The 25,454-nt window shown below is 69.7% G+C and carries 18 protein-coding genes; 11 read left to right on the forward strand and 7 right to left on the reverse strand.

Features of this window, described 5'->3' with window-relative positions; all coding sequences use genetic code 11:
- Nucleotides 1–7: 7 nt before the first annotated feature.
- From ABD893_RS10800 to ABD893_RS10810, 3 genes are all read left to right on the forward strand, one after another.
- Complete coding sequence (locus ABD893_RS10800; protein ID WP_345079604.1) at nt 8–1,117, forward strand: FAD-dependent oxidoreductase; 1,110 nt, start codon at nt 8–10, stop codon at nt 1,115–1,117.
- 10 nt (nt 1,118–1,127) lie between these two features.
- A complete protein-coding gene (locus ABD893_RS10805) occupies nt 1,128–1,862 on the forward strand; it encodes a PIG-L deacetylase family protein (RefSeq protein WP_425548371.1) in 735 nt (244 codons plus the stop codon).
- 89 nt (nt 1,863–1,951) lie between these two features.
- Nucleotides 1,952–3,850, forward strand: coding sequence for a transketolase (locus tag ABD893_RS10810; protein WP_345079607.1), 1,899 nt, complete (start codon nt 1,952–1,954; stop codon nt 3,848–3,850).
- A gap of 13 nt (nt 3,851–3,863) precedes the next feature.
- Here ABD893_RS10810 and ABD893_RS10815 read toward each other — a convergent pair whose 3' ends face one another.
- The 3 genes from ABD893_RS10815 to metG all read right to left on the reverse strand — a co-directional run bounded on the left by ABD893_RS10815 (nt 3,864) and on the right by metG (nt 8,467).
- Nucleotides 3,864–5,324, reverse strand: a complete 1,461-nt coding sequence (locus ABD893_RS10815; RefSeq protein WP_345079610.1) for a sugar porter family MFS transporter — start codon at nt 5,322–5,324, stop codon at nt 3,864–3,866.
- A 55-nt stretch (nt 5,325–5,379) separates the two neighbouring features.
- Entirely contained in the window at nt 5,380–6,600 is a 1,221-nt protein-coding gene (locus ABD893_RS10820; protein WP_345079613.1) for a Fic family protein, read from the reverse strand.
- A 67-nt stretch (nt 6,601–6,667) separates the two neighbouring features.
- Nucleotides 6,668–8,467, reverse strand: a complete 1,800-nt coding sequence (gene metG / locus ABD893_RS10825; protein WP_345079616.1) for a methionine--tRNA ligase — start codon at nt 8,465–8,467, stop codon at nt 6,668–6,670.
- 127 nt (nt 8,468–8,594) lie between these two features.
- Between metG and ABD893_RS10830 the strand changes: the two genes are divergently transcribed.
- Entirely contained in the window at nt 8,595–9,983 is a 1,389-nt protein-coding gene (locus tag ABD893_RS10830; RefSeq protein ID WP_345079620.1) for a UTP--glucose-1-phosphate uridylyltransferase, read from the forward strand.
- Nucleotides 9,984–10,435: 452 nt separating this feature from the next.
- On the forward strand, nt 10,436–11,383 hold the full coding sequence (locus tag ABD893_RS10835; protein WP_345079623.1) for a hypothetical protein: 948 nt from the start codon (nt 10,436–10,438) through the stop codon (nt 11,381–11,383).
- Between the two features lie 277 nt (nt 11,384–11,660).
- Here the strand turns inward: ABD893_RS10835 and ABD893_RS10840 are convergent, their stop codons facing one another.
- Nucleotides 11,661–15,125, reverse strand: a complete 3,465-nt coding sequence (locus ABD893_RS10840; RefSeq protein WP_345079626.1) for a bifunctional proline dehydrogenase/L-glutamate gamma-semialdehyde dehydrogenase — start codon at nt 15,123–15,125, stop codon at nt 11,661–11,663.
- A 276-nt stretch (nt 15,126–15,401) separates the two neighbouring features.
- Between ABD893_RS10840 and ABD893_RS10845 the strand changes: the two genes are divergently transcribed.
- Complete coding sequence (locus tag ABD893_RS10845; RefSeq protein ID WP_345079629.1) at nt 15,402–15,773, forward strand: hypothetical protein; 372 nt, start codon at nt 15,402–15,404, stop codon at nt 15,771–15,773.
- A 43-nt stretch (nt 15,774–15,816) separates the two neighbouring features.
- Here ABD893_RS10845 and ABD893_RS10850 read toward each other — a convergent pair whose 3' ends face one another.
- Both ABD893_RS10850 and ABD893_RS10855 read right to left on the reverse strand, forming a co-directional pair.
- A complete protein-coding gene (locus tag ABD893_RS10850) occupies nt 15,817–16,425 on the reverse strand; it encodes a thymidine kinase (protein WP_345079632.1) in 609 nt (202 codons plus the stop codon).
- Nucleotides 16,426–16,455: 30 nt separating this feature from the next.
- Complete coding sequence (locus ABD893_RS10855) at nt 16,456–17,700, reverse strand: GNAT family N-acetyltransferase (RefSeq protein ID WP_345079635.1); 1,245 nt, start codon at nt 17,698–17,700, stop codon at nt 16,456–16,458.
- A gap of 66 nt (nt 17,701–17,766) precedes the next feature.
- Between ABD893_RS10855 and ABD893_RS10860 the strand changes: the two genes are divergently transcribed.
- From ABD893_RS10860 to ABD893_RS10880, 5 genes are all read left to right on the forward strand, one after another.
- The gene (locus ABD893_RS10860; RefSeq protein WP_345079638.1) at nt 17,767–18,741 is read left to right on the forward strand and encodes a sugar phosphate isomerase/epimerase family protein; all 975 of its coding nucleotides are present in this window, start codon (nt 17,767–17,769) and stop codon (nt 18,739–18,741) included.
- 77 nt (nt 18,742–18,818) lie between these two features.
- Entirely contained in the window at nt 18,819–19,850 is a 1,032-nt protein-coding gene (locus ABD893_RS10865) for a 3-oxoacyl-ACP synthase III (RefSeq protein ID WP_345079642.1), read from the forward strand.
- Nucleotides 19,851–19,912: 62 nt separating this feature from the next.
- Nucleotides 19,913–22,546, forward strand: a complete 2,634-nt coding sequence (locus tag ABD893_RS10870) for an alpha/beta fold hydrolase (protein WP_425548376.1) — start codon at nt 19,913–19,915, stop codon at nt 22,544–22,546.
- Complete coding sequence (locus tag ABD893_RS10875; protein WP_345079648.1) at nt 22,543–23,535, forward strand: NAD-dependent epimerase/dehydratase family protein; 993 nt, start codon at nt 22,543–22,545, stop codon at nt 23,533–23,535. The genes ABD893_RS10870 and ABD893_RS10875 overlap by 4 nt, the downstream gene beginning before the upstream one ends.
- Nucleotides 23,536–23,588: 53 nt before the next feature.
- The gene (locus tag ABD893_RS10880) at nt 23,589–24,272 is read left to right on the forward strand and encodes a vitamin K epoxide reductase family protein (protein WP_345079651.1); all 684 of its coding nucleotides are present in this window, start codon (nt 23,589–23,591) and stop codon (nt 24,270–24,272) included.
- A gap of 85 nt (nt 24,273–24,357) precedes the next feature.
- On the opposite strand, the gene ABD893_RS10885 is transcribed toward ABD893_RS10880, so the two are convergent.
- Nucleotides 24,358–25,446, reverse strand: a complete 1,089-nt coding sequence (locus tag ABD893_RS10885; protein WP_345079654.1) for a TRAP transporter large permease — start codon at nt 25,444–25,446, stop codon at nt 24,358–24,360.
- Nucleotides 25,447–25,454: the final 8 nt, after the last annotated feature.

The raw sequence follows: 25,454 nt of genomic DNA on the forward strand, positions 1-25,454 counted from the left end.
GCCGGGTATGGAGAGCTCAGCGCGCACCGTGGATGTGGTGGTGATCGGGGCTGGACAGGCGGGTCTCTCCGCCGCCTATCACCTGTTGCGCCGAGGCGGGCTTGAGGTCGTGATCCTCGACGCGGAGGCGGGCCCGGGCGGGGCCTGGCGCCACCGCTGGGACAGCCTCGCGATGGCGACGGTCAACGGGATCCGTGAGCTGCCGGGCATGCCCGTCGTCGAGGCGGCCGCGGATCAGCCCTCGAACCAGGCCGTGCCGGACTACTTCGCCGACTTCGAACGGCGCTTCGAGGTGCCGATCGAGCGCCCGGTGCGGGTGACGCTGGTGGAGGACGATCCGTCGACAGATCCCGACAGCGACGGGCCGCTCCCGCTGCTGGTGCATTCGGTCGGGGCAGACGGTGTGCGGCGGCCGCCCGTGCGCACGCGTGCCGTGTTCAATGCGACCGGCACCTGGACCCGGCCGTTCCGACCCGCCTACCCCGGGGCGACGAGCTTCCGCGGCCGCCAGCTGCACACCGCCGACTACCGCAGAGCCGAGGACTTCGCCGGCAAGCGGGTGGGGATCATCGGCGGTGGCATCAGCGCGCTGGGCCACCTGCTCGAGATCGCCGAGGTGGGGCAGACCTTCTGGTACACCCGCCGCGAGCCGGTCTTCGCCGACCGACCGTTCACCGAAGAGGTGGGACGGGAGGTCATCGCCGGAGTGACCGAGAGGGTGCGGCAGGGGCTCCCGGTGCGCAGCGTCGTCTCTGCGACCGGACTCGCCTGGACCCCGGAGCTGCGCCAGGCCCGGCGGCGAGGGGTCCTTGAGCGGCGGCCGATGTTCACGGCCCTCACCCCGGACGGGGTGCAGGAGGCGGACGGTTCCCACACGCCGCTGGACGTGCTGCTGTGGGCGACCGGGTTCCGCCACGAGCTGCGTCACCTGCGGCCGCTGTCCCTGCACAATCCTCGCGGGGGCATCACGATGGATGGCACCGCCGTCGCCCACGATCCGCGGATCCACCTGATCGGCTACGGCCCCGGCGCCTCGACCATCGGCGCCAACCGGGCCGGCCGGGCCGCCGTGTCGCGCCTGGTCAAGGACCTCGCTGCCGAGCGCCAGCACGCTTAAGGTGGGGGCTATGGACGAGATGGCACAGACTCTGCTCACCACTTTGCCCGAGACGGGGGTCGAGCGTGTGCTGTGCATCGTCGCCCACCCCGACGACATGGAGTACGGCGCCTCTGCCGCTGTCGCCGCGTGGACCGAGGCGGGGATCGAGGTCAGCTACCTCCTGCTCACCCGCGGCGAGGCCGGAATGGCCGAGGATCCGGCCATCGTCGGCCCGCTGCGCGAGCGGGAGCAGCGCCGGGCCCGCGAGATCGTCGGCGTCTCCGAGCTGCGGTATCTCGACAATCCCGACGGCATGCTCGAGGCCTCCCTCGCGCTGCGCCGGGACATCGCCCGCGTCGTGCGGCAGCTGCGGCCCGACCTGGTGCTCACCGCGAACTTCGAGGTGGAGGCCTACGGCGGGCTCAACCAGGCCGACCACCGGGTCGCCGGGCTGGCCGCGGCCGACGGCGCTCGCGATGCGGCGAACCCCTGGGTCTTCCGGGAGCTGCATGAGGTCGAGGGGCTCGCACCGTGGAGCGCCCGTGCGCTACTGGTGGCCGGGCACCCCGCGCCGACCCACGCCAAGGCCGTCGACGCCTCACAGGTGCAGGCGGCGGTGGACTCGCTACGTGCCCATGAGGCCTATCTCGCCCACGTCGAGGGCCATCCGCGCCCCGAGGAGTTCATCCCCGAGATCCTCGCCGAGGGGGGAGCGGCCTCCGGGAGCGCACATGCGGTGGTGCTGCGGGTCTTCGACCTCTGATCGCCGACCGCTGATCGTCGACCGCTGATCGTCGACCGCTCGGTCGCCCATGATTGCCGGGCACGGTGGAGGGCTCCTACGGTGGAGTCATGATGACCACGACCATGCACGAAGGATTCGCTCTCGACCAGGTCCCGGAGCTCGCCGCCCAGCTGCGTGTCGACTCGATCCGCGCTTCGACCAGCGCCGGGTCCGGCCACCCCACCTCCAGCCTCTCCGCCGCAGACCTGCTGGCCACGCTGATGTCGCGCCACCTGCGCTACGACTGGGATGCACCCGAGAACCCCGGCAACGACCACCTGATCTTCTCCAAGGGCCACGCGTCTCCGCTCCTGTACTCGGTCTACCGAGCCGCCGGGGTCGTCAGCGACCAGGAGCTGATGGAGGGCTATCGTCGCTTCGGCCAGCGGCTCGAGGGTCACCCCACCCCGGTGCTGCCCTGGGTCGATGTGGCCACCGGCTCGCTGGGGCAGGGGCTGCCCGACGGGGTCGGCATCGCACTCGCCGGCAAGCACCTCGAGCAGGCCCCGTATCGCGTCTGGGTCCTCACCGGGGACAGCGAGCTCGCCGAGGGATCCATGTGGGAGGCCCTCGCCACCGCCTCGCACTATCAGCTGACCAACCTGGTCACGATCGTGGACGTGAACCGGCTCGGCCAGCGCGGGGAGACGGCGCTGGGCTGGGACCTGGACACCTACGCCGCCCGGGTCGAGGCCTTCGGTGCCCGCGCCGTGATCATCGACGGGCACGACATCGACCAGATCGAGGGCGCGCTCGCGCAGGCCGACGGCGAATTGGACCGCCCCCTGGTGATCCTCGCCCGCACGATCAAGGGCAAGGGCATCCCCGGCGTCGAGGACGAGAGCGGCTGGCACGGCAAGCCGATGCCCGAGGAGAAGTCCGTGGAGGCGATCGCCGCGCTCGGCGGCGAGCGGTCCCTGCAGGTGCGGGGACCGATGCCGCCCGTGGTCGAGCGCGCCGAGAGGGCCGCGCGCGGCGAGGTCGAGCTGCCCGTCTTCGAGAAGGGGGAGGAGGTCGCGACCCGGAAGGCCTACGGCCCGGCGCTGGTGGCCCTCGCGGAGGTCGATCCGCGGGTGGTCGCGCTGGACGGCGAGGTCTCGAACTCCACCGGGGTCGCCGACTTCGTCGAGGCCCACCCCGAGCGCTTCTTCGAGATGTTCATCGCCGAGCAGCAGATGGTCGCCGCGGCCACCGGGCTCTCGACCCGCGGCTATCTCGCCTATGCCTCGACCTTCGCCGCCTTCCTCACCCGCGCCGCGGACTTCGTCCGCATGGCCCCGATCTCCCGGGTGGACCTGCGGCTCGTGGGCTCTCATGCAGGCGTTGAGATCGGCCCCGACGGGCCCTCCCAGATGGGGCTGGAGGACCTCGCGATGATCGCCGCCATCCAGGGCTCGACGGTGCTCTACCCCAGCGACGCGACCTCCGCCGCGGCGCTGGTGGTCGAGATGGCGGACCTCTCCGGAGTGAGCTATCTGCGCACCACCCGCGGGGCATATCCCGTGCTCTACGGCCCCGGGGAATCCTTCCCCGTCGGCGGTTCGAAGACCCTGCGCAGCTCCCCGGAGGATGCCGTCACGCTGGTCGGTGCCGGGGTGACGCTCCATGAGGCGCTGGCCGCCGCGGACATCCTCGCCGAGCAGGGGATCAAGGTGCGGGTGATCGACGTCTACTCCCTCAAGCCGATCGACGCCGAGGGCCTGCGGGAGGCCGTCGCGGCGACCGGCGGGCGCATCGTCGTGGCCGAGGACCACCACGCCGAGGGCGGTCTGGGTGCCGCAGTGCTCGCGGCGCTGGCCGCCGAGCCGATCACCGACCTGCACCTCAAGCACCTCGCGGTCGACGGGGTGCCCGGCTCCGGCACACCCGCAGAGCTGCTGGACTGGGCCGGTATCGATGCCGCGCACATCGCCGCCGCGGCGCGGACCACCCTGGAGGGACGATCTCAGCCGGAACGCGGAGTCTGAGCCGACGGGCGGGTCAGCCCTTCCGGGCGGCCCGCCCGAGCTCGAGGGAGTCCATGTCCTCCAGCTCACGATCCTTCGTCTCCGGCACCCAGAGGAACACGAAGACCAGGCTCAGCAGCGCGAAGGCCGCATAGATGCCGTAGGCGAAGGTCAGTCCGATGTTCGACAGCGCCGGGAAGGACGCCGAGACGGCCCAGTTCGCACCCCACTGCGCCGCCGCCGCGACCGCGAGCGCGGAGGCACGGATCTTGTTGGGGAAGATCTCTCCCAGCAGCACCCACACCAGCGGACCCCAGGTGGTTCCGAAGAACATCACGAAGGCGTTCGCGGAGATCAGGGCGACGGTGGACCACGGATCCGGCAGGGCGATGGTCTCGGTGCCGGCGGCGACCTCCCCGAAGGAGAAAGCGAGGGCCATCAGTCCCAGCGACACGGTCATCCCGGCCGAGCCCACCAGCAGCATCAGGCGCCTGCCCACCTTGTCCACCAGCAGGATCGCGATGATCGTCGCGACGATGTTCATCACCGAGGTGATGGTGCTGGTCAGCAGCGCCTGGGACTCATCGAAGCCGACGGACTGCCACAGCGTGGTCGAGTAGTAGAAGATGACGTTGATGCCCACCAGCTGCTGGAACAGCGACAGCAGGATGCCCAGCCAGACGATCGGCTTCAGCCCGAACCGGCCGCCGAGGAGATCCCGCAGGCTCTCCTTGCGCTCCCGCTCGAGCGTCTTGCGGATCTGCTCGATCTTGAGGTTCACGTCGAGCTCGCCGGTGAAGTCGTAGAGCACCTTCGAGGCGCGGTCCAGCTCGCCCTTGCCGATCAGGTAGCGCGGGGACTCCGGCAGGAACAGCGCCATGATCCCGTAGATCGCGGCCGGCAGCGCCTCGATCATGAACATCCATCGCCAGGCGGCGACCCCGAACCAGAACGACTCCGCCGCGCCACCGGCGGTGTTCGCGATCAGGGCGTTGGAGAGCAGGGCGACGAAGATGCCGAGCACGATCGCGAGCTGCTGCAGCGAGCCGAGCCGACCACGGAACCTCGCCGGGGCGACCTCCGCGATGTAGGCCGGTGCGATGACGCTCGCGGCACCGACGCCGAGACCGCCGACCACGCGCCAGACGATCAGGTCCCAGACCCCGAAGGCCAGCCCGGAGCCGATCGCGGAGATGAAGAACAGGGTCGCCGCGATCACCATCACCGGGATGCGGCCGTAGCGGTTCGAGAGCATGCCGGCGAACCAGGCGCCGACGGCGCAGCCGAGCAGGGCGGAGGAGACGGCGAAGCCGGTCAGGCCCGCACCGAGCGAGAACTCGTCGGAGAGGGCGTTGACGGCGCCGTTGATGACCGAGGTGTCGAAGCCGAACAGGAAGCCCCCGACGGCAGCGGCCACGCTGATCACGACGACCTTGGGATTCAGGCTCTGGGATGGTGCCGGGGCATTGCCGGAACGTGCTGCGGGCTTGGACATGATGCGTCGCCTCCCTACCGAAGGTGTGAGGTGACCCACAGTATCCCCTCGAGGCTCAGCTCTGGCGGCGCACCTCGGAGGCGTAAGCATCCAGGATCCGGAGGATCCCGGGATGCTGCCAGACTCGATGCCGGGAGCGACCGGTCGCCTCCTGGAGCACGCCTGCGTCTGTGAGCTGGGCCAGCGCGCGCTGGGCGGTCATCGCGGGCACCTCGAGAGCACGCTGGAGGTGGGCGGCGTTGACGATCGGCTGCCCGATCAGGCGAGGCAGCACGGACCACGCCAGGGCGTGGCGGCGCACCCCGGCGAGGCGTTCGCGGTCCTCCTCCAACTGTGCCGCGAGGTCGTCGACGAGCCGAGTGCCGGTTGCGGCGGCGTATCGCGCGGCCCGGGCGAACTCCTCGACGAGGGGCCGGGCGTCGCCCGCCCGGAAGGCGGTCAGCGACCCCGTGTACGCGCCGAGATCTGTCAGCAGGCCGGCGGAGACCGGCGCGGTGGTGGCCAGCAGCCCTTTGCCGCTGAGCATCGCGTGGACCAGTGCGCGGCCGGTGCGCCCGTTGCCGTCGGTGAAGGGGTGGATGGTCTCGAACTGGGCGTGGGCGATCGCGGCGTGCAGGAGGATCGGCAGGTCGTCGCGGGCGATGAAGGCCAGGAGATCCTCCAGCGCGGCGGGAACATCCTCAGGCTCCGGCGCGATATGGGCGGCGCCGAGCGGGCTCAGACCACTGCGGCCCACCCACACCAGCTGCTGCCGGAGTCGTCCGGCATCCTCCGCGCCGGCCAGCAGTTCGGCGTGCATCGCCAGGATTGCGTCGAGATCAAGCCGTGCGGCCAGGCGGAGCGCCGCCTCCATTGTGCGGACATTGGCGACCACGGCGCGGGCATTGCTGCTGCGTGATTCGTCCAGCTCGGCCAGTGCCAGCTGCCGGGCGCCCACAGTGAGGTCCTCGATCTGGGAGGACGAGGCGGATTCGGTGCGCAGCAGCACTGCACTCATGGGGCCGAGCGCAGGATTATCTGCGCCGAGGCGGGAACCGGCGTGGGCATCGAAGGCCGTCAGCGCATTCTCCGCATCGGCGACGTCGGCCGCGAGGTCCCCGGGGATGCTGAGCGTGAGGGCGGGAGCGGTGAGCACTGCGGGGATCGCTGCCTCGTAGGGCCCCGATCCGCGGGTGCGAGCGGAGCGGGAGGCCAGGCCGTCGTCGGCCACCCGCCAGAGGCCGGGACGGCGTCCGACTGGAGGGACCGTCAATGGTGCCGTCGGATCTGTGCTCATGGCCCCACTGTAGTAACACTTTGTCGAGAAAGTGTTACTACAGTGCCGATGGCGTCACGCTTTCGGCTCAGCCCTCGGCAGCTGCTTCGAGACGCTCGAGCTCCTCAGCGGCCGTGGTCGGGTCGAGCTTGGCGAAGATAGGAGTGGGCTTGACGACCTGCTGGCCGACCCCGACCGGATGGTGCGCCCACGCGGGGACATTCGTGTAATCGCCGGTGATGACCGGGTAGCCGGGCCCGCCGTCGAGATCCTCGACCTCGTCGATGCGCGGCATCGGCGCGATCTGGCGGGTGCCCCCGAGCGCCTTCTCGACCGCATTCGCGGACTGCGGCAGAAAGGGGGCCAGCATCGTGTTCAGGTCGGTGACGGCCTGGGCGAGCACGTGCAGCACGGTGAGCAGGCGAGGACGCTGCTCCTCCGCCTTCAGCTTGAACGGCTCGGTGCGGGAGACGTACGCATTCGCCTCGCCCACCAGGCGCATGATCTCGGCGATCGCGGCCCGCTGACGGTGTGCCTCGATGAGGCCGCCGACGGTGGTGAAGCCCTCGAGGATCTGATCCAGCAGCTGCCGGTCGATCTCCTCGAACTCCCCGGCCGCCGGGATCTCGCCGACGTTCTTCGCGATCATCGCGGCGGTGCGGTTGACGAGGTTGCCCCAGCCGGCGACCAGCTCGTTGTTGGTGCGGGAGACGAAATCGACCCAGGTGAAGTCCGCGTCGTGCGTCTCCGGGCCCGCCGCGGAGATGAAGTAGCGCAGCGCATCGGGCTGGTAGCGCTCGAGCACGTCGCGCACGTAGATGACGATCCCCTTGGAGGAGGAGAACTTCTTCCCCTCCATGGTGAGGAACTCGCTGGAGACCACCTCGGTGGGCAGCTTCAGCTCGCCGAACTTCCCGGGGGCGCCGCCCTTGTCGCCCTGCCCGTTCTGGGCGAGCATCTCGGCCGGCCAGATCTGGGAGTGGAAGACGATGTTGTCCTTGCCCATGAAGTAATAGGCGAGAGTCTCAGGATCGTTCCACCACTTCCGCCAGGCCTCCGGGTCACCGGACCGGCGCGCCCACTCGATCGAGGCGGAGAGATAGCCGATCACCGCGTCGAACCAGACGTAGAGGCGCTTGTTCGGCTGATCCTCCCAGCCGGGAACAGGGATGCCCCAGTCGATGTCGCGGGTCATCGCCCGGGGGCGGATGTCCTCGAGGATGTTCTGGCTGAAGCGGATTACGTTCGGGCGCCACAGCCCGGTGGCCTCGCGCTCATCGAGCCAGTGGCCCAGCTCTGCCGCCAGCGCCGGCAGATCCAGGAACCAGTGCGAGGTCTCGATGAACTCGGGGGTCTCGCCGTTGATGCGCGAGACCGGGTTGATGAGATCCGTGGGGTCCAGCTGATTGCCGCAGTTGTCGCACTGATCGCCGCGGGCGCCGCCGGCGCCGCAGATCGGGCAGGTGCCCTCGATATAGCGGTCCGGCAGGGTGCGGCCGGTCGACGGGGAGATCGCGCCGGAGGTGACCTGCTCGACCATGTATCCGTTGTCCCGCACCGTGACGAACATGTCCTGCACCACCTGATAGTGGTTGCGGGTGGTGGTGCGCGTGAACAGGTCATAGGACAGACCCAGCGCCACCAGATCCTCGACGATCATGCGGTTGTTGCGATCGGCGAGCTCGCGAGCGCTGATGCCCTCGGAGTCGGCGGCGACCAGGATCGGGGTGCCATGCTCATCGGTGCCGGAGACCATGAGCACGTCGTGGCCGGCCATCCGCATGTATCGGGAGAAGACATCGGAGGGGACGCCGAAGCCGGCGACATGACCGATATGGCGGGGACCATTGGCATACGGCCAGGCGACCGCGGACAGGACTGTGCTCATAGCAGTCGATTCTAGGGGAGTCGCGGGCGCACTCCGACGAGAGCCCGGTGCGAACCTCAGAAGAGGCCGGGGGCAGATCGGCGATCGCCGTGCCATCGAGAGCCGTTCCCCCCGATACCCTGGAGCCATGAGCAACGAAGGACTCGCCGCCGCGCAGCAGAAGATGGTCGATGAAGGGGTCGCACAGACTGCGATCGACGTCTTCTCCCACTATTACGAGCAGCTCGCACAGGGCGTCACGGGCACCATCCCCGAGGACACGATCGAGCCCTACCTCGATCCGCCGCTGCTCGAGGACGTCAAGATCGACGTCGGTCACGCCAAGCAGGTCTTCGACCAGCTCGCGATCATCAACCTCAACGGCGGCCTCGGCACCTCGATGGGCCTGGACCAGGCGAAGTCGCTGCTGCCGGTGCGGGACGGCAAGTCGTTCCTCGACATCATCGTCGAGCAGGTCCTCGCCGCGCGCCGCGGCACCGGTTCCCGCCTCCCGCTGATCTTCATGAACTCCTTCCGCACCCGCGAGGACACCCTCGAGGTGCTCGCCAAGTACCCCGACCTGCCCGTCGGCGACCTGCCCCTGGATTTCCTGCAGAACAAGGAGCCCAAGCTCCGCAAGGACGACCTCACCCCGGTGGACTGGGATGCGGATCCCTCTCTCGAGTGGTGCCCGCCCGGCCACGGCGACATCTACACCGCCCTGCAGACCTCCGGCCTGCTCCAGCAGCTGCTGGATGCCGGCTTCAAGTACGCCTCGGTCTCGAACTCGGACAACCTCGGCACTGTGCCCAGCCCCGTGATCGCGTCCTGGTTCGCCGCGACCGGCGCGCCCTATGCGGCGGAGCTGTGCCATCGCACCCCCGCCGATCGCAAGGGCGGTCACCTCGCCGTGCGGAAGTCCGATGGTCGGCTGATCCTGCGCGACACCGCACAGACCCCGGACGACGAGATGGACTTCTTCACCGACGAGCACCGCCACCCGTTCTTCCACACCAACAACCTCTGGTTCGACCTCGAGCAGATGGCAGCTGTGCTCGAGGAACGGGGCGGCATCATGGGCCTGCCCCTGATCCGCAACGAGAAGACGGTGGACCCGGCGGACAAGGCCAGCACCCCCGTCTACCAGATCGAATCCGCGATGGGCGCGGCGATCGAGGTGTTCGACGGCGCGACCGCGATCGTCGTCGGCCGCGACCGCTTCCTGCCGGTCAAGGCCACCAGCGATCTGCTGCTGGTCCGCTCAGACGCCTACGCCCTCGATGAACGGGCGGCGCTCGTGCAGCAGGTGGACACGGTGCCCGCGGTCTCGCTGCACGGCGGCGCCTACAAGCTGATCCAGGACTTCGAGCCGCGCTTCCCGCACGGGGTGCCCTCGCTCAAGGAGGCCAGCAGCCTGGACGTGCAGGGCGACTGGACCTTCGGCGCCGACGTCACCGTGGTCGGGGACGCCGTGCTCGGCGAAGAAGGCGGCGAGGTTCCCGAAGGAGCCCGCGTCGGCACCGCGACGGCGGGCTGAGGCGCGGCCAGTCCAGTTAGTTCAACGCGGGCTGTCCCGTCCAGCTCGGCCAGTCCCATCCAGCGCGGGCTGTCGGGATCCTGGCGCCCTGCTGTGCTGCGCCTCGTCGCTTTGCTGTGCCCCGTCGCGAACTACGGGCCCTGCTGCGAGATCGACGTTCGGTACAACTTTGCTGAGCGAAGATGTACCGAACGTCGATCTCGGCCAGAGCTGACGGGGCGCGCTGACGCGGCGCGCTGACGCGGCGCCGGCGGGGCGCGCTGGCGCGATGAATTGGCCCGCTCTTCTTGGGGAGGACCCGTCACGAGGTGGCGCTCACCTGCAGAGTGTGGAGCGGTGTCGGATGGACGGCGTCCGGGGCCGATGCTGTCGGCATGACCGGTAGACCACGCCCGCTCCCTCCTGCTTTTCCCTTACCCGTTTTCACGACCGCTGAAGCTCTGGCCGCGGGCGTGTCCGCATCTCGCCTCCGGGCAGCAGATATCAGATCGTTGGACCGGGGGCTCTGGGCACTGGGAGAGCGGCCGATCACCGAGGCGGACATCGTCGCCGCGCTCTGCCGGCGGGACCGAGACGCCTTCGCTGCAGGGCTCACCGCCGCGCGGCTCTGGGGCGTCCCGTTGCCTGGGGTCCTGGCTGACGAGGTGGTCTCCGCGCCGGCCACGTCACGACGGGATCACGGCAGATCGGTGCACCGACCCCGGGGCCGCACCGTGGATATCCGGATCCATCTCGCCTCCCCGGCAGCGCCACGGCGAGGGACCGCACTGGTGCGGTGGAGTCGTCTCGAGGCCACGCCGGTCTCACTGGAAAAGGGGCCGACGGTGCGGGTGACGAGCAGGATCCGCACCCTGCTCGACCTTTCCGGAGTGCTCCGTCACGAAGCACTCGTGGCGATCGGTGATCACCTGGTGCGTCACCCGCGCCAGGAGTTCGAAAGGCGCTCGAAGCCGTATGCAAGCCTCGAGGAGCTGCTCGAGGCGGCCGGTGCCTTCCACGGACGGGGCGCCCGCAGGCTCCGGGCGGCGGTGACACAGATGCGTCTGGGCAGCGATTCACCCGCCGAGACCAGGCTGCGGCTCGCGCTGGTCAAGGCGGGGCTGCCGGAGCCGTTGGCCAATGAGCGTCCAGTCGGCGGAGTCGACAGGCTCGGGACGGAGATCGATCTCGGCCAGCCAGACCTGCACTGGCCGAGATGGCGGGTCGCGGTAGAGCACGACGGGCCCACTCATCTCACTCCGGAGCAGCAGGCGAAGGACATCGCACGGGGTGAACGGCGGTCCCGGGCGGGATGGGTGGAGGTGCGCACCATGGCTGAGGATCTCCAGTACGGCTGTCGCAAAGCCGTGAACAGGGTCCGTGACGCCCTTCTTCGACAGGGGTGGACGCCGTCGGCGTGACGGCAGCGGCTCGAGAGCAGTGCTTCTTCAGCACCCCCGCAGCCCCGCAGCACCGAGGCGCCGAGGCGCCGATGCGCCGATGGAGCGGCAACGAGATCGACGTACGGTCCAAGAAGCGTGTCGCAATCTGTACCGAACGTCGATCTCGACGCGGGCTGAGGTCGGGCTGTGGTCGCGCTGTGGTCGGGTTGAGGTCGCGCTGAGGTGGGCCGGGGTCCAGTTGGGGTGGGAACCGTGGCCTGGCCCGCCGCGCCAGCTCCTGCCAGCTCCCGCCGGGTCAGCTGCGGCCGCGGGCCCAGCCCTGGCCACCGGTGAGATCCAGCGGGTGCGGGAGCGCGTTGCCGTAGCGATGATCGGTCGCGCTGATCGCCTGCTCATGCAGGAACGGGAGCAGCTCGATCCGCCCACTGGCGACCACCGCTCCGGTGAACAGCGCCACCTCGATGCGCTCCGCGATCGCCCGGCGCAGCGCCTCGTCGGGCTCACCGATCAGGCGGATGCGGGACTGGGTGAGAGCAGGGACGCGGCCGGCGAAAGCGACGGCATCCTCGACCGTGACGGTGACTGCGGCATCCACGGCCGCGGTCAGCTCCGGGTCCGCGACGGTTACCTCCACCTCGGCGCCGACGGTCGCTGCGGCATGCAGCACCCGCTCGAGCTCCTGCGGGGAGGTGCCGGACGCGGCCCGGATCAGGACCGGCAGCGGCAGGTAGCGCAGCACATTGATCTCTCCGTGCAGCTCCTGCACGTCGCGAGGAGCGAAGATGCTCGAGAAGAGCTCCCGGTCGCTGTGTCGCGCTGAGGCGAGCCAGGTCTCCGGGTCGGACAGCGCGTCGGAGGTGGCGGGGGCGTCGGCCCAGTCCATCAGGTGGACCAGATAGTTCGGCCCGCCCGCCTTCGCGGTCTGGCCGATGGCCGAGCGCTTCCAGCCGCCGAAGGGCTGCCGTTCCACGATCGCCCCGGTGATACCCCGGTTCACATAGAGGTTCCCGGCCTCGACGTGCTCGGTCCACCAGGCGACCTCGGTGGGCTCGAGCGAATGGAGCCCGGCGGTGAGCCCGTAGGCGGTGCCGTTCTGGATCCGCACCGCCTCCTCGAGGGACTCGGCGTGGATGACCCCGAGCACGGGCCCGAAGTATTCGGTGAGGTGGAAGGCGGAGCCCTCCTCGACACCGGTGCGCACGCCCGGGGAGAACAGGGTGCCGGAGTCATCCAGCTGGCGGGGTCGGGAGAGCCAGGCCTCGCCGTCCGCGAGCTCGGTCAGTCCCGAGCGCAGCTTCTCACCGGGGGCCTCGACCACGGGGCCCATCTGCGCGGTTGGGTCGGTGGGCCGGCCCACATGCAGGCTCAGCACCGCGTCGGCGAGCTGTGCGGTGAAGCGCCGCGAGGTGGTCACGGAGCCGACGGTGATCACCAGGGACGCGGCGGAGCACTTCTGGCCGGCGTGGCCGAAGGCGCTCGCTGCGACATCGCGGGCTGCCAGGTCGAGATCCGCCTGCGGGGTCACGATGATCGAGTTCTTGCCGCTGGTCTCGGCAAGGATCCGCAGCTCGGGCCGCCAGGAGGCGAACAGTGCGGCGGTGTCCGAGGCACCGGTGAGGATCAGCTGATCGATCCGAGGATCCGAGATCAGCGCGCGACCCGCCTCATCTTCCGGCACATCGACCAGGGTGAAGACGTCCTGGGGGACCCCGGCCTCGTGGAGCAGTCGACCTATCAGGGCGCCGCAGCGACGAGCCTGGGGGGCGGGCTTCATGATCACGCTGCTGCCGGTCACGAGTGCGGCGAGAGCGCCACCGGTGGGGATCGCGACGGGGAAGTTCCAGGGCGGGGTGATCAGCGTCAGCGGCCGGGGCGTGCCCTGCACGCCGTCCTGCCGGGCGAGCTGCTCGGCCTGCTCGGCGTAGTAGAGCGCGAAGTCGATCGCCTCGCTGACCTCGGGGTCTCCCTGCTCGAGGGTCTTGCCGGTCTCCGCCGCCATCACCTCGAGCAGCTCTGCGCGATGCGCAGCCAGGGTCCCCGCCACCCGGCGCAGGATCCCGGCGCGCTTCTCGACCCCCAGGCCCGCCCAGGAGGGCTGGGCAGCCAGGGCGCGGGAGATGGTCGACCGGACAGCCTCCACGGTGGTGAGCCGCGCGGCGCGGGCCTCCTCTTCGCCGATCTCCGAGCCGCGGATGCGATGGGTGAGCTGTGCGGCCCATTGCTGGTTCGCAGGGGTCGACAGATCGGTGTCGGGGGTGTTGCGGAAGGCGCCGGGCACCGCCGGCAGGCCGGGGGAGCCCAGCTGCAGCGCGCCCCGACTGCCCGCGACCTCGGCGATGCGGTCCTGGTCCCGATGGGTGGGCAGGGAGGTCTCCCGCAGCGCCCGCTCCAGAGCGCCGGCGAAACGCTGCTGCTCGCGCTCGAAGAGCTGCTCGGAGGTGTCCAGCTCGAACGCGGCGGACAGGAAGTTCTGCGAGGAGGCGTTCTCCTCGAGTCGGCGCACCAGGTAGGAGACGGCGACGTCGAAGTGGCGCGGGTGCACGATCGGCACGTACAGCCGCATCGTGCCGGTGGCCTCGCGCACCACTGCCTGCTGCCCGGGGGCCATCCCGGCCAGCATCTCGAACTCCACGCCGTGGCCCGGTCCGGCACCGATGTCTCGCTCGCGCATCAGCAGGTGCGCGAAGGCCACGTCGAAGAGATTGTGGCCGGCGATGCCCAGATGGACCGCGTCCAGGCGGCTGGGGTGCAGCGCCTCGAGCAGCATCCGCTTGTACTGCGCGTCGGTCTCCTCCTTCGACAGCAGCGGTGCCTGTTTCCAACCGTGCACCGAGGCCTCGACCTGCTCCATCGCCAGGTTCGCGCCCTTGACCAGGCGCACCTTGAGCGGAGCACCGCCGGCCGCCACCCGCCGCTCGGCGAAGCGCCGCACCCGGGCCATCGCCGAGGGCGCATCGGGCAGATAGGCCTGCAGCACGATGCCCGCGTGAAGATGCTCGAGCTCGGGACGATCCAGGAGCTTCTCGAAGACCTGCAGCGTCAGCTCGAGATCCCGGTACTCCTCCATGTCCATGTTCAGGAAGGTGGGCTGCTCCCGGCGAGCGGCGTCGAGGTAGAGGGGGAGCAGCGTCTCGACCGTGTGGTCGACCGTCTCGGCGGTGGCCCACAGCGGCAGATGGTCCACGAGCGAGGAGACCTTGATCGACACGTAGTCGACGTCCTCGCGGGCCACCAGCTCGCGGAGCCCCAGCATCCTGCGAGAGGCCTCCTGCGCGCCGAGCACGGCCTCCCCGAGCAGATTGATGTTCAGCTCCGTGCCGTCGGCGGTGAGGCGAGCGATCGAGGCCCCCAGCTGGCGGGGGCGGGCATCAAGGATGAGGTGACCGACCATGCGGCGCATCGCAGCCTGCGCGGTCGGCACCACAGCCCCCGGGGCGAGAGAGGACGCGACGCCGCCCAGCCCCAGCACTCGCCGCAGCGACGCCGGCAGGAAGGCCGGCGGGTCCTGGGCGAGGCGGCGCAGCTCCACCGCCGCGGCGCGCGGATCCTCGGGCCGGATCACGCGATCGACGAAGGCGAGGGTGAAGTCCAGCCCCTTCGGGTCTCTCAGCAGATCGGAGAGCATCTTCGCGGGCCCCGGCACCGGGCGCAGCGCAGCAGCATGCACCCAGCTGTGGACCTGCGCTGCGACCTCCTCCACAGTCACCGAGGTGGCGGGGGAGTCGTCGAGCGGGGACTGCGAGGGGGCTACGGGGGACAACGAAGTCTCCTTCTCGTTACTGATCAACGCGGCATTGCGATCCTCTGATCGTAAGTCCTCGCCGAGCCTGCGGGAGAGGCCGCGGGGACTCGGAGGTGGAGGTTCTGTGACCAAAAGGGAACCGAAGTGGGACGAGTGCTCCGCCGCTGAGGGCACGCCGCAGCGGCGGAGCACTCGCGGAGGTGCGGTGGACCGTTCGGTCAGCGAAGACCCTTCGCCGCGCGGGTCCTGTGACACGATGCGTGGCACAGACACCGGACGATGCTGGAGGCAGCGATGAAGAAGTTCATTTTCCTGGCCGGACTCGCGATCGGCTTCGTGGTCGGATCCCGCGCAGGACGCGGACCCTATGAGTCGCTCGAGCGCACCGCGCGGCAGGTGGCCGATGATCCTGAGGTGCAGCGGCGTGCCGCGCAGGCGAAGGACACCGCGACCAAGGTCGCCCAGGACACGGCAGGAACGGTCAAGGAGAAGGCCCCAGAGGTCGCCTCGAACGTCCAGGGCGCGGTGGCCGGCGCGGCAGGCAGCGCCAAGGAGCGCCTCAGCAGCGTCCGCGAGGGTGCGGGCAAGGATGAGGAGAGCTCGTCCACCAGCACCCACGCCGGTGGCGACGCTGAAGTGGGCGAGGACAAGCCGCTCAGCTCCTGAACAGCTCAGCTGTTGAACAGCGCAGCTACTGAACGCGCCGGTGTCACCCCAGGACGGTGACGCCGGCGCGTTCCTGTTCCTGCATGAAGCAGGGCCCGCACAGCGACATATAGGTCACCTCCGCGCCGTCGATCGCGACCTGTTCCCCTTCGAAGACGAAGCGGCCGTCGATCATGCGGCAGTTGAACTCGGCCTGTGAGCCGCAGCGGCACATGGTGGGCAGCTTCTCGATGTTGTCGGCGAGCTCGAAGAGCCGGCTCGCACCGGGGAACATCGCGGTGCGGAAATCGGCGCGCAGCCCGTAGCAGATCACCGAGATCCCGTCCTGCTTGGCGATCTTGAACAGATCACCGATCTGCGAGGGCTCGAGGAACTGCGCCTCATCCACCAGCACGCAGTGCAGCGGGCGCAGCCCGCGCTCGTCGGCCGTGGCGTTGACCCGGGCGCGCACGTCGTCACCGGGGGCGGCGAGCACATCGACCTGACGGCTGGCGCCGCCGCGGGCCACCACCCAGTCCTCGCCCTTGGTGTCCAGTGCCGGCTTCACGGTGAGCGTGGCCAGCCCGCGCTCGTCGTAGTTGTAGGCGGTCTTGATCAGGGTGTCGGACTTTCCGGAGTTCATCGCTCCGTACTTGAAATGCAGCTTGGCCATGCAGGTGCTCCGGGGGTTCAGGGGACGGGATCAGAAGGCATCCATGACGCTCGGCCGCGGGCCGGCCAGCAGAGCGTCCAGGAAGGTCTCGGCGGCTGGGTCAGCCACCGCGGAGAGGTCGAGGCGACGGGCATCGGCGAGGGTGCGCCCGCCCATCAGCAGCAGCGAGGCGGCATGGATGTCGAGGCGGACGGTGCCGAGGACGTCCGGCGTTGTGGGATCCGCGAGTTCGTCCACTGTGTCTGCCGCGATCGTGCCGCCGTCCGCGGAGACCAGGAAGGTGCCGGCGGCGCGGCAGGTTCCTGCGGGGACGGTGCCATCCTCGACGACCAGGCGGATGCTGCCGCTCAGCGGCTCCGGAGCGCGGCGGGCGCGCAGGGTCGCGGCAGTGTCGATCACCCGCATCATCACCAGCGGCACCGGCTGGGGGCTGGGGCGGGCCCCGGCGCCGGGGAGCGCATCGAGCACCGGGTCCTCGGTGCGGACCCGCAGCCTGGCCAGTTCTGTGACCGTGGACCACGACCCCAGCGAGCGCAGCAGCGCCAGCCGGTCGGAGCGGGTGCGGCCCATCAGCTCGTGCACCTCGAGGCCGACGCCGTGGGGGTCCTGGCTGAGCCGGGTCCAGGACAGGTAGCCGTGATCGGTGCCGGACTCGTCCTGGAGCAGCAGTGCGGACCATCCCGCAGCGGGCAGTCCCAGGGCGAACAGCGGAGGTTCTCGACGCAGCATCGCATTGTCGTCGGCGCTCAGGCGGTGGTAGAGCTCCCGCAGGCGGGGCATCGTGGCCGCGGTGACCGGCACCAGGCGCCGGTGCGGCACGGCGGGGATCCGCTGCAGGTCCAGTAGCGGCACGATCAGCGACTGTCCCCGCGCGACCACCTGGTAGCCGTACCGGTGGTAGATCGCGGGATGGGAGGGATAGAGCATCGAGACCGGGAGGCCTTCGACGTCACAGCGGGCGATGACCGCGGTGATCAGCTCGGAGAACAGTCCGTCACCGCGGTGTGCGGGATGGACGACGAGACCGGCGATGCCTCCGCTGCCCACCAGCCCACCGCCCAGCGTGATCTGGTCATGGCGGATCCGCGCGCCCGCTGCGAGGACCCCGTCCACGCCGCCCGGGAGCCCGGCGGAGTCGATGCCGATCGGAGTCTCACTAGGAGAGAACTCCCGAGGAGCAGTGGGAGACTCAGGATCGAAGGTGCCCCCGAAGGCTCCGGAGCTCATCGTCTTGTAGGGCACGAAATCCTGGGCGGTGAGATCTCGAACAGACATGCTGAAGAGTCTAGGCGCGCCCCTTGTTGCATACTGACCAGGCCCGCTCAGCCCCGAGGAGATGCCGTGAGTCCACGCCGTGACCGTCAGTCGACGGACGCTTCTTCGAGCGCTGCCCGCAAGCCCTACACGCGGCCCAGCACCGCCCAGCGCACCGCCCGCGAGAAGCTGTCCAAGCGACTGATGGCGGGCGATCCCCGGAGCGACCAGGACCCGCAGCGCCGGATCCCGGTGGGCCTGTCGACCTCCTCAGTGTTCCCCGCCGGCGTCGAGGAAGGCTTCCGGCTCGCCCACGAGATCGGGTACGACGGGATGGAGGTGATGGTCTCCTACCCCAAGGACAGCCAGGACCCGAGGCTCCTGCGCGAATACTCCGAGCGGTACGAGCTGCCGATCCTCTCCCTCCATGCCCCCACCCTGTTCCTGCTCCAGGGCCTGTGGGGTCGTGACGCCTGGGTGAAGATCGAGCGCACGATCGAGATCGCGAAGGAGCTCGAGGTGCCCACGATCGTGGCGCACCCGCCCTTCCGCTGGCAAGGGAAGTACGCGACCGGATTCGTCGAGGGCGTGGCTGCGCTCGAGGAGGAGCACGGGATCGCCATCGCAGTGGAGAACATGTACCCGTGGCGGCTCGGGGTGAGGGAGCTGCTGAACTACCTGCCCGACCATGACCCCACCGACGAGGACTACGCCCACGTCACCGTCGACCTCTCGCACGCCGCCACTGCCGGTGATGATGCGCTGGAGATGATCGAGCGGCTCGGGGACCGGCTCACCCATCTGCATCTCGCCGATGGCTCCGGCAACTCGACGAAGGATGAGCACCTCGCGCCCGGAGAGGGGAACCAGCCCTGCGCCGAGGTGCTGCGACGCCTGGCCAACCGAGGCTGGGAGGGATCGGTGCTGCTCGAGGTGACCACCAGCAACAAGCCTGAGATCCGCGAGCGCACCCTGCGACAGAGCCTCGCCTTCGCCCGTCACCACCTGGGACATCTGCTGGAGGACGGGAATGAGGGCGACGTGGGATCGGCCACCCCTTGAGGGTCTCCCCAGGCATGGGTGGGAGAATGACACGATCCGGCAACGACATTCACAGACTGACGAGGTAGCGCACGCTGATGGGGAACGGGAACACAGGGATCGTCCACAGGAACACCAGCCTGCTCGCGATCGAGATGAGCCTTCCGCAGGTCACAGTCACCTCGGATGAGATCGACGAGATGCTGGCGCCGGCACGCAAGCGCCTGCGCCTGCCCAAGGGCGTGCTGCAGCGGGTCGCCGGCGTCTATGAGCGCCGCTGGTGGCGCGACACCGAGAACGGCTGGAAGCAGGGCGTGGTGCTCGCCGCCGAGCGCGCCATGGCCAAAGCCGGGATCATGCGCGACCAGGTCGGTCTGCTGATCAACGCGTCCGTCTCCCGCCAGCACCTCGAGCCCGCGGTCTCCACCGGGATCCACCACTCCCTGGGCCTGCCCACGAGCGCGATGAACTTCGACATCACCAACGCCTGCCTCGGCTTCGTCAACGCGATGACGATGGCCTCGGCCATGATCGACTCCGGGCAGATCAAGTACGCCCTGGTCGTCGGCGCGGAGGACGTCGAGGAAGTGCAGCGCGGGACCGTCGAGCGCCTGAACTCGAAGACGTCCACCCGTGCGGACTTCAACAACCAGTTCGCCTCGCTGACCCTGGGCTCCGGCGCCGCCGCCGCCGTTCTCGGCCCGGCCGACGAGCACCCCGAAGGCCACCGCATGAAGCACACCCAGGCCCGGGCCGGGACCGAGCATCACGAGCTGTGCGTGGCGGACATGCACGACATGCGCACCGACTCCGCCGGTCTGCTCGAGAACGGCATCCAGCTCATCCTCGACACCTGGAAAGGCGCCAATGCGGCGGGGCACGACTTCAAGACCCTCGACCTCGTCATCCCGCACCAGGTCTCCACGGTGTACATCCGCAACTTCTCGAAGATCACCGGAGTGGGGATGGATCGCATCCCGATGACCCTTGGGGACTGGGGCAATGTCGCCGCAGAAGCAGTGCCGATGACGCTCGCGCACATCCAGAACGACATCCAGCGCGGACAGCGAGTGCTGCTGATGGGTGTCGGCTCAGGTCTGAACACGGCGATGATGGAGGTCGAGTGGTGAACACCACCCGCAGCACGGGGCGCCGCCGCGCTCCCTCGGAAGAGATCCCCGCAATTCCCCCGATGCCCGGAGTGGATCCCCGGCTCAGCCGCACACTCCAGGTGCGAGACCACTCCGGCGAGCAGCGTCGCTGGCACCTGCTGGACTCCGGCCCGCTGCTGGCGGAGAAGGGGATCACCCCGCGGGGCACCCTGCTGGCCGTCCACGGCAACCCCACCTACTCCTTCCTCTTCCGCTCGCTGGTGCGCGGAGACATCCCCTGGCGCCTGATCGCGGTCGACCAGCTCGAGATGGGCTGGTCCGAACGGACCGGTATGAAGCGCCGCTACCAGGACCGCATCACGGACCTGTCGCTGCTCACCGACGCGCTGTCGCTGCGCGGCCCGGTGGTGACCGTCGGCCATGACTGGGGCGGCCTGATCTCCGCCGGCTGGGCGCTGGACAACCGCCACGACGTGGTCGGGATGATCCTCACCAACACCGGCGTCCACCAGAAGCTCGAAGAGGCACTGCCCAAGGCGCTGCAGCTCGCGACCGCGCCATGGTTCCGCACCCCCTCGACGTCGGTGACCGACACCTTCCTGCGCACCACGCTCGCGCTGTCCAAGCCGTCGCTCCCGCGCGACGTCCAGGACGCCTACCTCGCCCCGTACCGCAGCCGCACGCGACGCCTCGGCATCGACCAGTTCGTCGCCGACATCCCCGCCGCCGAGGGTCACCCCTCCCGGCCCACCCTCGAGCGGGTCGCCGCCGGGATCCAGGAGCTGAACGTCCCGACCCTGTTCGCCTGGGGCCCGCGAGACATCACCTTCAACGACCGCTTCCTGCGCGACCTCATCCAGCGCGTCCCGCACGCCGATGTGCACCGCTTCGAGAAGGCCTCCCATCTGGTGTGGGAGGACGCCGACGTCGCCGGGCTGGTCGCGGACTGGCTCGAGACGAACTTCGGCACCGCGGAGGAGCCCCGCACCGAGGCCCCCGCCTGGCGCGCGGTCTCCTCCTATGCCGAGCCCGCTCCCGAGCGGCATATCGGCGCGCCCATCGCGGAGCTCGCCGGAGACCCCCGCCACGCCCACCGCCCCGCCGTGGTGGAGCTGGGCGGCGAGGACGGCGAGGCCCGGGAGATCTCCTGGTCGCTGCTGAACCGCAGGGTCGATGACATCGCCGCCGGACTGCTCGGCCATGGGGTGCGCCCCGGGGACCGGGTCAGCCTCCTGATCACGCCCGGCGCGGATCTGACCGGCGTGCTCTATGCCTGCTTCCGCATCGGCGCCGTCGCCGTGGTGGCCGACGCCGGGCTGGGCACGGCAGGCCTGACCCGGGCAGTGATCGGCTCCCATCCCGACTGGTTCATCGGCATCAAGAAGGCACTCGTCGGCGCCCGCGCGCTGGGCTGGCCCGGCCGCCGCCTCTCGGTCGAGCAGCTGCCCACCGTGGACCGGGTGGCTCTCGGCGTGGAGACCTCGATCGCCGAGCTCGCCCGCTCCGGCTCGCTGCAGCGTGAGCTCGGTGCCCCGCTCGACGCGGCCTGGCCCGCACCGGACGCGGACGCCGCGATCCTGTTCACCTCCGGCTCCACCGGCCCCGCCAAGGGCGCGGTGCTCACCCACCGTCAGCTCGGTGCGATGTTCGCCGCGGTGGGGGACACCCTGCAGCTGGCCCCCGAGCGCGGACTGGTCGCCGGTTTCGCGACGTTCGCGCTGCTGGGCCCGGCGCTCGGTGCACCCACAGTGGTTCCAGATATGGACATCACCCGTCCGGGCGAGCTGACCGCCCCGGCGCTGGCCGCGGCGATTGACGCCCTCGGCGAGCCAGCCGTGTTCACGGCTCCGGCGGCGCTGCGGAACATCATCGACACCGCTGACCAGCTCGACGAGAATGACCGCGCTGCGATGGCCCGCGCCGCGAGCTTCTTCTCCGCGGGTGCGCCGATTCCCGCGCATCTGCTGCGCGAGTTGCGCACCCTGATGCCGACGGCGCGTGCCCTCACGCCCTACGGCATGACGGAGATCCTCGCAGTGGCCGCGATCGACCTCGAGGGCATCGAGGCGGCGGGTGAGGGCGCAGGAGTCTGCGTCGGCCGTCCCGTGCCGCGGGTCGAGATCGCGATCGCCGTCATGGACGAGCTGGGACGGACCACGGGGGAGATCACCAAGGAGGCCGGCGCGACCGGTGAGATTCTGGTCCGTGGCCCGCACGTGCGGGACCGCTACCTGATGCTCTGGCGCACCACCCACACCTCGATGCGCTTCACGGGCTGGCACGCCACCGGCGATGTCGGCCACCTCGACACGGAGGGCAGGCTCTGGGTCGAAGGCCGAGCAGATCACGTGCTGGCCACGGCGGACGGCCTGTTCACCCCGGTCCAGGTCGAGGACGCCGCGGAGACGGTGCCGACCGTACGTCGCGCCGGCGCCGCTGTCGTGGGCCCACGCGGCACCCAGCAGGTGGTGGTGATCCTCGAGACCGAGGACGGCTACCGACCCGGCAAGGCAGGACGGCCCCACCCCGCAGAACCGTCCCTGCAGGAGGCTGTGCGGCGTGCGGTGCGAGAGCGCGCCGGCGTCGAGGTGGTGGCCGTGTTCACCACCCGTGCCCTGCCGACGGACATCCGCCACAACTCGAAGATCGACCGCGCTGCGCTGTCCCGCTGGTCCGAGCAGACCCTGCAGGGCGAGAAGGCAGACGCCCTGTGAGCACGCCGACGGTCCTGGTCACCGGCGCGTCCGGGATGCTGGGCGGCGCGGTCGCGACCGCCCTGCGGGACCGCGGAGCCACCGTGCGTGCCTTCCAGCGCCGCCCTGCCGGGATCGACGGCGTCGAGGACGTGCAGGGCTCGCTCACCGAGGCGGAGGACGTACGTCGCGCGGTGAGCGGCGCGGACGCGGTGATCCACCTCGCCGCGAAGGTGTCCATCTCCGGTCCGGAGAGCGAATACCGCGCGATCAACATCGAGGGCACCCGGAACGTGGTCGATGCCCTGCGCGCGCAGGGCGGGGGAGCGCTGGTGAACGTGTCCTCGCCGTCGGTCGCACACCTCGGCCGCGCGATCGTGGGCGCGGATGCCACCGTCGCCGACCCCACCACGGCGCGCGGCCCGTACGCCCGCACCAAAGCCGCCGCCGAACTGCTGGCGATGGAGGCCGACGGGGCAGACGGGCTGCTGGTCACCTCGATCCGCCCCCACATCGTGTGGGGACCGGGAGACACGCAGCTGGTGGGACGCATCGTGGACCGCGCCCGCAGCGGTCGGCTCCCGCTGCTGGACCAGGGCATGGCCCTGATCGACACCACCTACGTCACCAACGCGGCCGAAGCGATCGTCGCCGCGCATGACCGGATCCAGGACGTGCACGGGGAGAGCTTCGTGGTCTCCAACGGCGAACCCCGCACGGTGCGCGATGTGTTCGCCGGCTGGTGCGAAGCTGCCGGAGTCCCGGCCCCGACTCTCAAGGTCCCCGGCTCCGCCGCCCGCTTCGCGGGCCGCGTGATCGAGCGGATCTGGGAGAAGCGACCCGGACATGATGAACCGCCGATGACCGAGTTCCTCGCCGAGCAGATGTCCACCGCGCACTGGTTCGATCAGCGCCGCACCCGCGAGCGCTTGCAGTGGACGCCGCGGGTGAGCATGGACGAGGGCAACGAGCATCTCGCCGCCTGGTTCCGTGAGCACCCGGTCACCTGACCGCCCGCAGACCTGAAGACCTGATCCCTCACACGGAAGAGCACGGTCCTGCCATGAACGAGAACGCCACCGTAGACCCCGCGGCCGACCCGGATGATGCGGCGATGCTGGCCGAGATCGATGCGGAGCTGGCCGCGGAGCACTCCGCGAAGAGCCGTGCCGGGACGCGGCTGACAGGCCTGGTGCTGCTGATCGGCGCGCTCGTGGGCTGGATCGCCTCCCTCGAGCTGCAGGTCGGCAAGGAATTCCTGCTCGCGAACCCCGGCGGCAGCCTGTCCTGCGACGTGAACCCCTTCATCTCCTGCGGCGACGTGATGATGACCTGGCAGTCCTCGGCGCTGGGGATCCCCAACATGGCGATCGGGCTGGGCGGCTTCGCGATCATGGGCGCGATCGGCGCGCTGATGGCCACCGGCACAGTGCTGCCCACCTGGTTCCGCTGGGCCCGCCTGGGCGGGATGACCTTCGCCTTCGGCTACGTGCACTTCCTGGCGATCTCCGCGATCTTCCTGATCAAGGCGCTGTGCCCCTGGTGCATGGTGATCTGGACGGTCACAGCACCGATGTTCTTCGCGACCCTTGCCCGCACCATCGAGAGCGGCGACCTGAAGCTGCCGGCGCCGCTCGCGAACCTGCTGCGCCACTGGGTGGTGGCGACCCTGTTGTGGTACCTGCTGGTGATCGTCGTGATCGCCATCGTCTTCTGGAACCAGTGGCTGACGATGCTGGGCCTCTGAGCTCAGTGCGATCCCGCACATGACGATCCCCGCAGCCCCTGAACAAGGTCTGCGGGGATCGTTGTTGACGGGATGAGACGGGTCGTCAGAGCATCCCGAGCACGCCCGGGAGGGCGAGCGAGATCTGGGGGAGGAACACCACCAGGAACAGTCCGACGACCAGCGCGAGCAGGAAGGGACCCAGTCGAGCGATGACCGGTTCGATCTTCAGATCCGCGATCCTCGCGCCCACGAACAGCACATTGCCCACCGGCGGGGTGATCACCCCGACGCTGAAGGCGTAGACCACCATGGTGCCGAAGTGCACCGGGTCGATGCCCAGCTCGGAGACCATCGGCAGGAAGATCGGCACGAAGATCAGGATCGCCGGGGTGGGATCCATGAAAGTGCCGACTGCCAGCAGGATCAGCATGATGATGATCAGGATGACCGTCGGATCCGAGGTGAAGTTCAGGATCAGATCGGCGATCAGGTCCGGGATCCGGGCGAAAGCCATCACGAAGGACAGCGCCGAGGAGACACCCACCAGCAGCATCACGATCGAGGTGGTGCGACCCGCCTCGGTCAGGATCTTGGGCAGGTCCTTCACCGCCAGGGTGCGGTAGATCAGGCCCAGGATCAGGCAGTACACCACGGCGACAGCCGCAGACTCGGTCGCGGTGAAGAAGCCCGAGAGGGTGCCGCCGATGACGATCACGATCATCAGCAGCGAGGGGATCGCCCGCCACAGGGTCTTCAGCGCGATCGCCGGAGTCAGGGTGAGCTCGGTGGCGGAACGCGTTCCGGTGCGATTCCGCTTGTGGGTCGCGGCCACCACCAGCTTCACCGCGATGGCCCAGATGAGGCCCGGCCCGACGCCCGCCATGAACAGCGCCGCGATCGAGGTGGAAGACACCAGCGAGTACACGATGAAGGTGTTCGAGGGCGGGATCAGCATGCCGGCCGGGGCGGAGGCGACGTTGACCGCTGCGCTCCAGGGCTTGGAGTAGCCCTCCTTCTCCAGCCGAGGTCCCATCACAGAGCCGACGGCTGCTGCGGAGGCGACCGCGGCACCGGAGATGGCACCGAACATGGCGTTGGAGACGACGTTGGTGTGCACCAGGCCGCCGGGCAGCTTGCCGACCACCACACGGGCGGCATCGACCAGGCGTCCGGCGATGCCGCCCTGGTTCATGAGCCCGC

Origin of the sequence: Brachybacterium paraconglomeratum (assembly GCF_039541415.1) — a bacterium.
GTDB lineage: Bacteria > Actinomycetota > Actinomycetes > Actinomycetales > Dermabacteraceae > Brachybacterium > Brachybacterium paraconglomeratum_A.